Source organism: Streptomyces sp. NPDC002156 (genome assembly GCF_053593675.1).
The window spans coordinates 1-11,481 of sequence record NZ_JBSFDA010000244.1; the positions used below are offsets into that span (position 1 = coordinate 1).

Annotated in this window: 12 protein-coding genes; 4 read left to right on the top strand and 8 right to left on the bottom strand. The window is 71.2% G+C overall.

Annotated elements, in window-relative coordinates:
* Positions 1-58 precede the first annotated feature (58 nt).
* Both ACWCRB_RS46150 and dapE read right to left on the bottom strand, forming a co-directional pair.
* Positions 59-817, bottom strand: a complete 759-nt coding sequence (locus tag ACWCRB_RS46150; RefSeq protein WP_451001802.1) for an LOG family protein — start codon at positions 815-817, stop codon at positions 59-61.
* Positions 818-932: 115 nt separating this feature from the next.
* On the bottom strand, positions 933-2,012 hold the full coding sequence (gene dapE / locus ACWCRB_RS46155; protein WP_451001803.1) for a succinyl-diaminopimelate desuccinylase: 1,080 nt from the start codon (positions 2,010-2,012) through the stop codon (positions 933-935).
* A 172-nt stretch (positions 2,013-2,184) separates the two neighbouring features.
* Between dapE and ACWCRB_RS46160 the strand changes: the two genes are divergently transcribed.
* A complete protein-coding gene (locus ACWCRB_RS46160) occupies positions 2,185-3,141 on the top strand; it encodes a heavy metal transporter (protein WP_451001804.1) in 957 nt (318 codons plus the stop codon).
* A 319-nt stretch (positions 3,142-3,460) separates the two neighbouring features.
* Complete coding sequence (locus ACWCRB_RS46165; protein WP_451001805.1) at positions 3,461-3,781, top strand: ATP-binding protein; 321 nt, start codon at positions 3,461-3,463, stop codon at positions 3,779-3,781.
* A gap of 93 nt (positions 3,782-3,874) precedes the next feature.
* Here the strand turns inward: ACWCRB_RS46165 and ACWCRB_RS46170 are convergent, their stop codons facing one another.
* Entirely contained in the window at positions 3,875-4,969 is a 1,095-nt protein-coding gene (locus ACWCRB_RS46170; protein WP_451001806.1) for a bifunctional succinyldiaminopimelate transaminase/glutamate-prephenate aminotransferase, read from the bottom strand.
* Between the two features lie 113 nt (positions 4,970-5,082).
* The gene (gene fdxA, locus ACWCRB_RS46175) at positions 5,083-5,403 is read right to left on the bottom strand and encodes a ferredoxin (RefSeq protein ID WP_369034909.1); all 321 of its coding nucleotides are present in this window, start codon (positions 5,401-5,403) and stop codon (positions 5,083-5,085) included.
* Between the two features lie 141 nt (positions 5,404-5,544).
* On the opposite strand from fdxA, the gene ACWCRB_RS46180 reads away from it, so the two are divergent.
* Entirely contained in the window at positions 5,545-6,543 is a 999-nt protein-coding gene (locus tag ACWCRB_RS46180) for a GNAT family N-acetyltransferase (RefSeq protein WP_451001807.1), read from the top strand.
* Between the two features lie 17 nt (positions 6,544-6,560).
* Entirely contained in the window at positions 6,561-7,424 is an 864-nt protein-coding gene (locus tag ACWCRB_RS46185; protein ID WP_451001808.1) for a transglutaminase-like domain-containing protein, read from the top strand.
* A gap of 451 nt (positions 7,425-7,875) precedes the next feature.
* Here ACWCRB_RS46185 and ACWCRB_RS46190 read toward each other — a convergent pair whose 3' ends face one another.
* From ACWCRB_RS46190 to ACWCRB_RS46205, 4 genes are read right to left on the bottom strand one after another with little or no spacing between them, the layout of a single operon-like run.
* Entirely contained in the window at positions 7,876-8,493 is a 618-nt protein-coding gene (locus tag ACWCRB_RS46190) for a response regulator transcription factor (RefSeq protein ID WP_451001809.1), read from the bottom strand.
* The gene (locus ACWCRB_RS46195) at positions 8,490-9,662 is read right to left on the bottom strand and encodes a sensor histidine kinase (RefSeq protein WP_451001810.1); all 1,173 of its coding nucleotides are present in this window, start codon (positions 9,660-9,662) and stop codon (positions 8,490-8,492) included. The genes ACWCRB_RS46190 and ACWCRB_RS46195 overlap by 4 nt, the downstream gene beginning before the upstream one ends.
* On the bottom strand, positions 9,659-10,399 hold the full coding sequence (locus ACWCRB_RS46200) for an ABC transporter permease (RefSeq protein WP_451001811.1): 741 nt from the start codon (positions 10,397-10,399) through the stop codon (positions 9,659-9,661). Before ACWCRB_RS46200 ends, ACWCRB_RS46195 begins: the two co-directional genes overlap by 4 nt.
* Entirely contained in the window at positions 10,396-11,328 is a 933-nt protein-coding gene (locus ACWCRB_RS46205; RefSeq protein ID WP_451001812.1) for an ABC transporter ATP-binding protein, read from the bottom strand. The genes ACWCRB_RS46200 and ACWCRB_RS46205 overlap by 4 nt, the downstream gene beginning before the upstream one ends.
* Positions 11,329-11,481: the final 153 nt, after the last annotated feature.

The following is an 11,481-nucleotide window of genomic DNA, read 5'->3' on the forward strand; positions in this document are numbered from 1 at the left end:
GGGGTTCGGGGGCGGAGCCCCCGAGGATGGGACGGGTAGGGGCGGCGGGGGCGAAAAACTACCGCCCCGCCTCCTTGGACACCAACGCCACCGCCTCGTCCACGTCGTCCGTGACGTGGAACAGCATCAGGTCCTTCTCCGAGGCCTTGCCCTGGGCGATGAGTGTGTTCTTGAGCCAGTCGATCAGGCCGCCCCAGTACTCACTCCCGAACAACACGATCGGAAAGCGCGTCACCTTCTGCGTCTGGACCAGGGTCAGCGCCTCGAAGAGTTCGTCCAGGGTACCCAGCCCGCCGGGCAGCACCACAAAACCCTGCGCGTACTTCACGAACATCATCTTGCGGACGAAGAAGTAGCGGAAGTTGAGGCCGATGTCGACGTAGGGGTTCAGCCCCTGCTCGAAGGGCAGTTCGATGCCCAGCCCCACCGAGACGCCCTTCGCCTCGCACGCCCCCTTGTTCGCCGCCTCCATCGCCCCGGGCCCACCACCCGTGATCACCGCGAACCCGGCCTCCACCAGACCCCGGCCGAGGCGGACCCCCGCCTCGTACTCCGGTGAGTCCACCTTCGTACGCGCCGAGCCGAACACGCTGATCGCGGGCGGGAGTTCGGCCAGCGTGCCGAAGCCCTCGATGAACTCCGACTGGATGCGCAGCACCCGCCAGGGGTCCGTGTGGACCCAGTCGGAGGGACCGCCCGCGTCGAGGAGACGCTGGTCGGTGGTGCTCGCCTGGACCTGCCCGCGCCTGCGCAGCACCGGTCCGAGCCGCTGCTCCTCCGGTGGCTGCTTGCTGCCCTCGGGGTTGCCGGTAGCCATGGCCGCTCCCTTCCTCCGCTTGCTGTGGTTCCACCTCAGCGTAGATCTCCGCCGGTTACGGACGGGGGACGTGAGCATGTCCGCCGTGAAGCGCCGCCCCGGCCTTCCTGTGTGGTCAGGACGTCAGCCAGGCCCGCAGTCGTTCCTCGCCCGCCAGGATCTTTCCGGTTTCCACCCGTTCGTCCCGCTTGTGCGCCAAGTGCGGGTTCCCAGGGCCGTAGTTGACGGCCGGGATGCCGAGCGCGCTGAAGCGCGACACGTCCGTCCAGCCGTACTTGGGCTGCGGGGTACCGCCCACCGCCTCGATGAAGGCTGCCGCCGCGGGGTGCGAGAGACCCGGCAGGGCCGCGCCGCTGTGGTCGTCCACCACGAACTCCGTCACCCCGCAGTCCGCGAAGACCTCCCGCACGTGCGCCAGCGCCTCCTCCTCCGAACGGTCCGGCGCGTAGCGGAAGTTGACCGTCACCACGCACTCGTCGGGGATGACGTTGCCCGCCACCCCGCCCCCGATCCGGACCGCGTTGAGCCCCTCCCGGTACTCCAGGCCGTCGATCACCGGGTAACGCGGCTTGTACGAGGCCAGCTTGGCCAGGATCGGGGCCGCCGCGTGGATCGCGTTGGAGCCCATCCAGCTGCGCGCCGAGTGGGCGCGCTCGCCCGCCGTCTTCAGCAGCACCCGCAGCGTGCCCTGGCAGCCGCCCTCCACCTGGCCGTCGGACGGTTCGAGGAGTACCGCGAAGTCGCCCTCCAGCCACTCCGGGTGGGCCTCGGCGACATGCCTGAGGCCGTTCAGCTCGGCCGCGACCTCTTCCTGGTCGTAGAAGACGAACGTGAGGTCCCGGTTCGGCGCCGGCACCGTGGCCGCGATCCGCAGCTGCACCGCGACCCCCGACTTCATGTCGCATGTCCCGCAGCCCCACAGAACGCCGTCCTCGTCGAGCCGCGAGGGGACGTTGTCGGCGATCGGGACCGTGTCGATGTGGCCGGCCAGGATCACGCGTTCCGCGCGGCCCAGGTTCGTCCGGGCGACGACGTTGTTGCCGTACCGCTCGACCGTGAGGTGCGGCAGGGCGCGCAGAGCCGTCTCGATCGCGTCCGCGAGGGGCTTCTCGCTGCCGCTCTCCGAGGGGAAGTCGACGAGCCACGCGGTCAGGCGAGCGGCGTCCAGCGTGAGGTCAAGCGGTGTATCGGCCATGCCGACGACCCTAACGCGCCGCCCGGTCACGCCACCGCACAGCGCGGGAACAGCACCGGCACAGCACGGGCAGCGCCCCACACCGTCCCCTCAGCCCCTTCCGATGACCCTCCGACCTCCCTCCTCATCGAACACGGAAACCGCGGACCCTACTCTCCAGTACCTTGTACGGATGCCGGAGCCGTCCCCTCACCGCAAGCGTCGTGGCCGCCTCCTCCGTCGTGGGGCGTCCTTCCTGGTCCTGCTCGCCGTCGCGGGCTATCTCGCGGTGCAGTACGTCACCGGCGGGACCGGAGATCCGGCCTGCGAGGTCGTCTCGGCCGACGGCGACGGAACCGCGTACGAGTTCACGCCCGAGCAGGCGGTCAACGCGGCGACGATCACCGCGGTCGGCACCGCGCGCGGGCTGCCCGAACGGGCCGTGGCCATCGCGCTGGCGACCGCCCTCCAGGAGTCGGGACTGCGCAACATCACCCATGGCGACCGGGATTCACTGGGCCTGTTCCAGCAACGCCCCTCGCAGGGCTGGGGCACCGAGAAGGAGATCCTGGACCCGACCTACTCGGCGGGCGAGTTCTACGAGCATCTCGTCAAGGTCTCCGGCTATGAGCGCCTCCCGCTCACCGTGGCCGCGCAGCGCGTGCAGCGCAGCGGCTACCCGGAGGCGTACGCGAAGCACGAGCCGGACGCCACGCTGCTGGCGGCGGCCCTGACCGGCCGCGCGGCGGCCACCCTGACCTGCCAGGGCCGCCTGGACACCACCCCGACCGGCGGCCCGGACGCCGTACGGGCGGCGCTCGTACGGGACTTCGGCCGCGATGTGCTCGCCGTGGCCGCTGCGGAGGTGGGCCGCAAGGCCGCCGCCACCCCCACGCCCTCGCCCTCCTCGACCCCCGACTCCACCGTGACGCTTCCGGTGCCCTCGGACACCGACACGGCCGCCGGGACGACGGTCGAGCAGCGCGGCTGGCAGCTGGCGCACTGGGCGGTGGCCAACTCCTCCGCGCTGCACATCGAGAACGTCACGTACGCGGGCCGCCGCTGGACGGCAGGCAACACCGACAGCGAGTGGCGCCCGGTCGGCACGGAGAAGGACACGAAGGCTGTCCGGATCGTCACCGCGCGGTAGTACGGGCAGGAGTGCGGGGAGTCCCCCGTACGGGTTACTCCTGCCGGGTCCCGGCAGGACTCCGCCCGGGTTTTCGCCGAGTCACCCCCACATCCGCCCACTGTCCGTCACAACCCTTGCGAACAAAGGGCTGTAACGCGTCGCAAGCATTCACCCGACTTTCGGACCGGGTGGCCTTTGCCCGTTTTTATCCGCAGGCGATAATGCGACGCATTGCCAACTCTTTACATTCGGGCGCCGCAACCTTCAGGGGCCTTCGAGCGGTAGTCACTGCGTCCGAGTCCGGACGATCAACAGTCAACCGACACTCAGGAGCATCATGTCCCTCCCCCTGACCCGCCGGATCGCCCGTGCTGCGCTGCTCGTCGCAGCGGGAGCGGCAGCCGGGGTCGGTGCGGCCGGTTCCGCCAGCGCGGCGCCCGCCGGGCTGCCGGCCACCCCGAACCTCGGCGGTCTGACCGCCTTGGACACGGCGAACGTCGACGCGGTCACGCAGGCCGTGCCGACGACGGCCGGCGGTGACGTCCTCGGCGACACCGCGAAGACCGCGACGAAGGGCGGCCTGCCGACGGACGCGCTCCCGACGAAGGGCCTGCCGGGCGCCGGCCAGCTGCCCCTGCAGGGCCTGCCGCTGGGCTGACCCGAGCGCGGTGACCAGGTGATGGCGGAGGGGCCCGGGGATCTTTCCCCGGGCCCCTCCGTCGTACAGCAGCAATGGCCCCCTACAGACCCTCTACAGGCGCGCGGCCGCCGCAGCCACCCGCTCGTCCGTCGCCGTCAGGGCCACGCGGACGAAGGTCTCGCCCGCCGTGCCGTAGAAGTCGCCCGGTGCGACCAGGATGCCCAGGTCGGCGAGGTGGGCGACGGTGTCCCAGCAGGACTCCCCGCAGGTGGCCCACAGGTAGAGGCTGGCCTCGCTGTGCTCGATGCGGAAGCCGTGACGCACCAGGGCCTCGCGCAGGGCCGTACGACGGGCCGTGTACCGCTCGCGCTGCTCGGCCACGTGTGTGTCGTCGCCGAGGGCGGCCACGACCGCCGCCTGGGTGGGCGCCGAGGTCATCATGCCGCCGTGCTTGCGGATCTGGAGGAGCGGGCCGAGGACTTCCGGGTCACCGGCGAGGAACGCCGCCCGGTAGCCGGCGAGGTTGGAGCGCTTGGAGAGGGAGTGGACGGACACGATCCCCTCGTACGATCCGCCGCACACGTCCGGGTGGAGCACGGAGACCGGGTCGGCCTCCCAGCCCAGTTCGATGTAGCACTCGTCGGAGAAGATCAGCACGCCGTGCTCGCGGGCCCAGGCGACCGTCCGGGTCAGCTCCTCCTTGCTCAGCACCCGGCCCGTGGGGTTCGAGGGCGAGTTGAGCCAGAGGAGTTTGAGGTTGGTGGGGTCCAGGTCCGTCGGGTCGTCGTAGATCTCGTACTCGGCGCGGGCCAGGCGGGCGCCCACCTCGTACGTCGGGTAGGCGAGACGCGGGTAGGCGACCTTGTCGCCCGGGCCCAGGCCCAGCTGCGTGGGAAGCCAGGCAACCAGTTCCTTGGAGCCGACGATCGGCAGGACGTGGCGGTGGGTGATGTCCCGGGCGCCGAGGCGTCGCTCGACCCAGCCGGTGAGCGCGTCGCGCAGCTCGGGCGTGCCCCAGACGGTCGGGTAGCCCGGGGAGTCGGCCGCCGCGACCAGCGCTTTCTGGATCAGCTCGGGGACCGGGTCGACCGGCGTGCCGACCGACAGGTCGACGATGCCGTCCGGGTGCGCGGCGGCCGTCTTCTTGTACGGCTCCAGCTTGTCCCAGGGGAAGGTGGGGAGGCGGTCGGAGACTGCGGAGGACACGATTACTGGCTCACTTTCGTACGTACGGCAAACGCCTCGGTCCCGTACGGCGATCATGATCAAGGCGATCAGGCCGTACGGGACCGAGGCGGCGCGGGCTCTGCGGGCCGCTCTCAGCCGTTCTGCGGCGGCAGCGCGGCGATGAAGGAGTGATCGCGTTCGATCAGTCCCAGCTTGCTGGCGCCGCCGGGCGAGCCGAGTTCGTCGAAGAACTCGACGTTCGCCTTGTAGTAGTCCTTCCACTCCTCCGGAGTGTCGTCCTCGTAGAAGATCGCCTCGACCGGGCAGACCGGCTCACAGGCTCCACAGTCGACGCATTCGTCCGGGTGGATGTACAAGGACCGGGAGCCCTCGTAGATGCAGTCGACCGGGCACTCCTCGATGCACGCCTTGTCCTTGACGTCGACACAAGGCTGCGCGATGACGTAGGTCACGCTGTCGTTCCTCCTCGATAGGGCGCTGGCGAGCCGTCTTCAGGCCCCGCCACCTGGCGCGCGGGAGCGCGGCGTCGTCGATGCCCACGCCTAGTATCTCCGTTCCTAGGCATGATCCATACAGGAGGGGTGAACTGACCTGTGGAAATCTCTGCTCTCGGCCGCCTCGAGGTCCGTATCACCGCTGCTGACGTGGGCAAACGTGTCTCCGTTCGACGGCTGAACGAAGAAGCCACCGATAGTGAGAAGTTCACCGACACGGTGGGTGTTCTCACATCATGGGACGAAGTCGCGGGTGTGCTTCTGATCACACGGCGCGACGGCGAGCGCGTCCGCATCGCGGCAGCGTCCCTGGTCGCGGGCAAAGTGGTCCCGGCGGCCCCCGCCCGCCGGCGCGGTCCCGCCGCCTCGTACGAGGAGCTGGCGCGGGTCTCCGCGCGGTCCTGGCAGCCCGTGGAGAGCGAGCGTCTCGGTGAGTGGGAGCTGCGGGCGGCCTCCGGGTTCACGCGGCGCGCCAATTCCGTACTGCCGCTCGGCGACCCCGGCCTCCCGCTCGACGAGGCGCTGACCGCCGTACGCCGCTGGTACGCCGATCGGGGCCTCCCCGCGTACGTCCAGACCGCGACCGGCGCCGAGGGTACGCAGGAGCTGCTGTGCGCGGAGCTGGAGGAGCGCGGGTGGACGCGTGAGGTGACGGCCGAGCTGTGGGTCGGGGGGCTGGCGCCCGTCGCCGACCGGGGGGACCCGGACGGGGTCGTGCTGTCGCGGGAGGCCGACGAGGCGTGGCTCGCCCGGTATCACCGCAAAGGTGTGAGTGAGGTGGCGCTCTCGGTCCTGCGGAGCGGGCCGTCGGTGTGGTTCGCGACCGTGCCCGGGGGTGCGGGCGAGCCGCCCGCCGCCATTGGGCGGTGTGTCGTGGACGGGCGGTGGGCCGGGTTCGGGGCGGTCGAGGTGGACCCCGGCCGACGGCGGCAGGGGCTGGCCACGGCTGTCATGGCCGCGTTGGCCGGGCGGGCCCTTGAGGAGGGGGCGTCGGCCGCCTGGCTCCAGGTGGAGGCCGACAACGCGGGGGCGCGGGCGCTGTACGCCGGGACGGGATTCGGAGCGCATCACTCCTACCACCACTATCGATCGGTGTGAGAGGGCACGGGCCTGGTATGCGTTTCCCTCATCCTCCGCCGTATCCCCCGGGACCCGAACGATCCACCGAGTTGCGCAGGCTCTTCGCCGACGAAGCCCGGTCCGAGCGGCCCGATCTGACGACGCTGTGCCTGCTGATGGGCGGGGTCGCGGACCGGGCGCTGGACGAGGCCGGTGTCGACGCCGTCCAGATGGAACTCGACCGGCTGGCCGGGCAGTTGCCGTTCCGGCCGGGCGGTCCGCGGTCCTGGGCGACGGCGCTGCACGAGCTGTTGGGCGAGCGTCTCGGCTTCCGGGGCAGCCCGGCCGACTATCAGCGGCTGGAGTCCTCGCTGCTGCACGAAGTGGTGGTACGGCGGCGGGGGTTGCCGATTCTGCTGTCCGTGCTGTGGATGGAGGTCGCGCGGCGGGCGGGGGCGCCGGTGTACGGGGTCGCGCTGCCCGGGCACTTCGTCGTGGGCTTCGGGCCCGTCGACCAGCAGGTGCTGGCCGATCCCTTCGACGGGGGGCGGGTGTTGAGCGGGGGCGACGCGGAGCTGCTGGTGGCCGGGGCGACCGGGGAGGCGTTGGATCCGTCGATGCTGGTGCCGGCGGATCCGTTGGATGTGGTGCTGCGAGTACTGAACAACATTCGGGCGTGGGCGGCGGCGCGGCCGGAGCGGTCGGAAGTGTCGTTGTGGGCGGTGGAGTTGGCGCTGCTGTTGCCTTCGCATCCGGCTCGACTGCGGTACGAGCGAGCTCAGTTGCTGGTGGGGCGGGGGGAGTTCCTGGTGGGGGCGGCCGAGTTGGAGGGGTATGCGGAGGTTGTCGAGGCGGTGGATGAGGCGGGGGCCGAGCGGGTCCGGGGGCAGGCTCGGGCGGCTAGGGCTCGGTTGAACTGAGGTAGCGGTTGTGGTTGCGGCTCGGGGGCGGGTGCGGGCCCGGTGGGGGCTGGTCGCGCAGTTCCCCGCGCCCCTAGGGGGTTGCCCGCAGCCTTCGTTGAAAGCCAAGCCGCTTCCCCGCAGGCCTAGGGGGTTGCCCGCGGCCCTCGTTGAAAGCCGGGCCGCCTCCCCGCAGGCCTAGGGGGTTGCCCGCGACCCTCGTTGGAAACCGGGCCGCCTCCCCGCAAGCCTAGGGGGTTGCCCGCGACCCTCGTTGAAAGCCGGGCCGCCTCCCCGCAGGCCTAGGGGGTTGCCCGCGGCCCTCGTTGGAAGCCGGGCCGCCTCCCCGCAGGCCTAGGGGGGTGTAGCGGGGAAATCCGGGTGCGGACCGGCGCCCCGATAGGGGCGCGGGGAACTGCGCGATCAGCCCCCACCGGGCCCGCGGCGGTCCTCGAAGCTCAGCCGCCCCCCCCTACAGCCAGCCCTTCTCCCTCGCGATCCGTACCGCCTCCGTTCTGTTCCGGGCCGTCAGCTTTTGGATCGCTGTGGACAAGTAGTTGCGGACCGTCCCCTGGGACAGATGCAGAGTCGTCGCCAGCTCGGCGTTCGTCGCGCCGTTCGCCGCCGCGCGCAGCACCTCGCGTTCGCGGTCCGTCAACGGGTTGGCGCCGTCCGCCAAGGCCGCTGCCGCCAACGTCGGGTCGATGACCCGCTCCCCCGCCAGCACCTTGCGTACCGCTTCCGCCAGTTGGGCGGCCGGGGCGTCCTTGACCAGGAAGGCGTCGGCGCCGGATTCCATGGCGGCGCGGAGATAGCCGGGGCGGCCGAAGGTCGTGAGGACGACCAACTTCAGGGACGGGAAGTCCCTGTGGAGCTGGGCCGCCGCCTCGATGCCCGTGGCGCCCGGCATCTCGATGTCCAGGAGGGCCACGTCGAGGTCGGCGTGGGTGCGGGCGGCGGCCAGCACCTCGTCGCCGCGTGCCACTTGGGCGACGACCTCGATGTCGGGCTCCAGACCGAGCAGCGCGGCCAGCGCCTCGCGGACCATCGACTGGTCCTCCGCCAACAGGACCTTGATCATGCGGCTCATGGACCGGATCCTACGTCCGTGGGAGACGGAGACGGGTTCGCCGGGACCCTCGCCACCAGGCGGAAGCCCTGCTTCGTACGGGCCGTCTCCAGGGAGCCGCCCGTCTTCTCCAGACGTTCCGCGAGGCCCGTCAGACCGTTGCCCGGTGTTCCGGGTGAGCCGTCGCCCTTGCCGTTGTCCTCGACCGACAGTTCGATGACCGGGCCCTCCAGGGTCTGCCTGCTCAGCACCTCCACCCTGCAGCGCAGGGCCCCGCTGTGCCGTACGACGTTCGTCACCGCCTCGCGCAGCGCCCAGGCGAGGGCGGCCTCCGCCTCCTCCTCGATGTCGGTCTCCGTGGCGCTCGTCGGCAGGTCGGCCGTGATGCCCGCCGCCGTCAACGCGACCTTCGCGCCCGCCAGTTCACCGGCCAGGCGGGGGCGCCGGTAGCCGCTCACCGCCTCGCGTACGTCCACCAGTGCCTGGCGGCTCACCTTCTCGATGTCGGCCACCTGGAGGGCCGCCTTCTCGGGGTGGGCGGGGAGCATCCGGCCCGCCAGCTCGCTCTTGAGAGTGATCAACGACAACGAATGCCCGAGCAGGTCGTGCAGGTCCCTCGCCAGGCGCAGGCGCTCCTCGTTGGCCGCCAGCTGGGCGACCGTGGCCCGGGCCTCGCGCAACTCGATCGTCGTACGCACGAGTTGGCGTACGCCCATCATGGCGCCGCCGCCGAGCAGGGCCGGGATGAGGAGCCCGGCCAGGTAGAAGTGGCCGCCGGGGACCGCCAGGGCGACCGCCGTCATCAGGGCCGACACCGCCACGATCGCCCAGCGGGCCATGCGCGTCGGCAGGGCGGCGCCGGACGCGGTGGACACGTACACGAACAGGACCAGCCACTCGCGGCCCAGGGTGAGGGACAGGAGGGTCGACTGGGCCGCGAGGACCGCCAGGGAGCCAATGACCAGGCGGTTCGTCTCGCCGCGGCCCGTGCGGAAGACCATGGCCACATACCAGGCCACGAACACCACCAGGCCCAGCCAGCCGAGGAGCCGTACGCCCGTGCTGTGGCCGCCGTGCAGGAGGTCGCTGACCGGTGCGCTCAGGTAGACGAGCCAGATGCCGATCCACAGGGACTTCACGACCCGCTGTCTGCGGGTCGTGGGGCGCTGTCCGATGCCGACGCTGCTCACGCCTTCAGCGTGTCCTTCCGGTACAGCCAGGCCGCGCCGCCCGCGAAGAGGACGAACGAGACGGCCAGGATCGCCACGTCCTTCGCCTGCGGGGCGTTGCCCAGCTCGATGGACTGTCCCAGGGCAGCGTACGCGTGCGTGGGCAGCCACTTCGCGATGTCCTGCAGCCAGTCGGGGAAGCTCGTCGTCGGCATCCAGAGGCCGCCGAGCATGGACAGGCCGAAGTAGACGATCATCGTGATCGGACGGACCGCGTCCCCGCTCGCCAGATAGCCGAGGGCGACTCCCAGGGCCGCGAAGACCAGGCTGCCCACCCAGATCGTCCCGGTGAGCGCCAGCCACTTCCAGGCGTCCAGGTGGACGTCCTTCACCGCCGCCGCGACGACGAAGACGACCACGATCGACGGGAGGCTGATCACGGCCGCGCTCGCCGTCTTGGCGAGGACATAGCCGCGGCCGGGGAGGGTGGTCAGGCGCAGCTGCCTCACCCAGCCGCTCTCGCGCTCCTTGGCGATGCGCTCGCTGTTGCCCATCAGTACGGCCGTCAGGGCGCCGAAGGAGGCCATGGCGACCATGTAGAAGGTGGGGAGGGTGAGTTCCGTGCCCGTCACCTTCGTGGTGCTGTCCGCGCTGCCCGCTATCAGGAGGAACAGCGCCGAGGGGTAGATCACCGAGAAGAAGAGGAACCTGCGGTTGCGCAGGGCCCGGGTGATTTCGAGGCGGATGAGGTCGTTCATGAGGTGCGCGCCTCCTCGGCCGCGGCGGTGAGGGTGACGAACGCCTGCTCCAGGCCCAGGCCGGCCACTTCGAGGTTGCGGGGGTAGAGGCCGAGGCCGTACAGGGCGTGGACGGTCGCGTCGGCGTCGGAGGACTGGATGCGGACCGTCTGGCCGGACAGGTCGAGGGAGGTGAGGAAGGGCAGGCTCCGGAGCGCCGCTTCCTCGGCCGGGCTCTCCGGCACGAACTCCAGGTCGAAGGAGATCCGGCGGGCGCCCGCCTTCGCCTTGATCTCGGCGGCCGTGCCGTCGGCCAGCAGGCGGCCCCGGTGCAGGACGAGGACGCGGTCCGCTATCGCGTCCGCCTCCTCCAGGTAGTGGGTGGCGAACAGGACCGTACGGCCCTGGTCCGCCTGCTCGCGCATGGTCGCCCAGAAGGACTGGCGGGCGGTGACGTCCATGCCGGTCGTGGGCTCGTCCAGGACGATCAGGGCGCTGTCCCCGGCCGTGGCGAGCGCGAACCGGACGCGCTGTTCCTGGCCCCCGGACAGCTTGTTGACCTTGCGGTCGGCGAACTGGGTGATCCCGGCCCGGGAGAGAACCTCGCCGACCGGGAAGGGGCGCGGGTGCAGGGCGCAGGCCAGCGTGACCAGCTCACGGACGGTGACCTCGTCCATCAGGCCGCCACTCTGGAGCATGGCGCCGACATGCCCGCCGACGATGGCGTCCCGGGGGCTGCGCCCGAGAACGCGGACCGTACCGCTGTCGGGCTGCTTGAGACCGAGAAGCAGATCGAGGGTGGTCGACTTGCCGGCGCCGTTGGGGCCCAGGAGGGCCACGGTTTCGCCGGGGCGGAGGGTGAGCGTGAGCCCGTCGACGGCCCGTACCTCGCCGTAGCTCTTGGTGACCTGGTCGAACGCGACCACTGGGGTGGTTTCCATGGGGTCCATGGCATCCATCGTGGCTGCGGGGCCGGTCCGCCCGGCAGTGCCGACGGTCCTGACTCCCGGATGACAGATGTCATGCCCCGCGCCCCTTGAGGGGCGCGGGGCCGCATCTATCTGCGGCTCCGCCGCGGGGCGCGACCAGCCCCCACCGGCCCG

Bases quoted from the DNA above. Each gene is read 5' to 3' on its own strand.
- ACWCRB_RS46160 (WP_451001804.1), top strand. From the start codon at position 2,185: ATGCCGGAGCCGTCCCCTCACCGCAAGCGTCGTGGCCGCCTCCTCCGT.
- ACWCRB_RS46205 (WP_451001812.1), bottom strand. From the start codon at position 11,328: ATGGACCCCATGGAAACCACCCCAGTGGTCGCGTTCGACCAGGTCACC.
- dapE (WP_451001803.1), bottom strand. From the start codon at position 2,012: ATGGCCGATACACCGCTTGACCTCACGCTGGACGCCGCTCGCCTGACC.
- ACWCRB_RS46200 (WP_451001811.1), bottom strand. From the start codon at position 10,399: ATGAACGACCTCATCCGCCTCGAAATCACCCGGGCCCTGCGCAACCGC.
- ACWCRB_RS46185 (WP_451001808.1), top strand. From the start codon at position 6,561: ATGCGTTTCCCTCATCCTCCGCCGTATCCCCCGGGACCCGAACGATCC.
- ACWCRB_RS46190 (WP_451001809.1), bottom strand. From the start codon at position 8,493: ATGAGCCGCATGATCAAGGTCCTGTTGGCGGAGGACCAGTCGATGGTC.
- ACWCRB_RS46150 (WP_451001802.1), bottom strand. From the start codon at position 817: ATGGCTACCGGCAACCCCGAGGGCAGCAAGCAGCCACCGGAGGAGCAG.
- ACWCRB_RS46165 (WP_451001805.1), top strand. From the start codon at position 3,461: ATGTCCCTCCCCCTGACCCGCCGGATCGCCCGTGCTGCGCTGCTCGTC.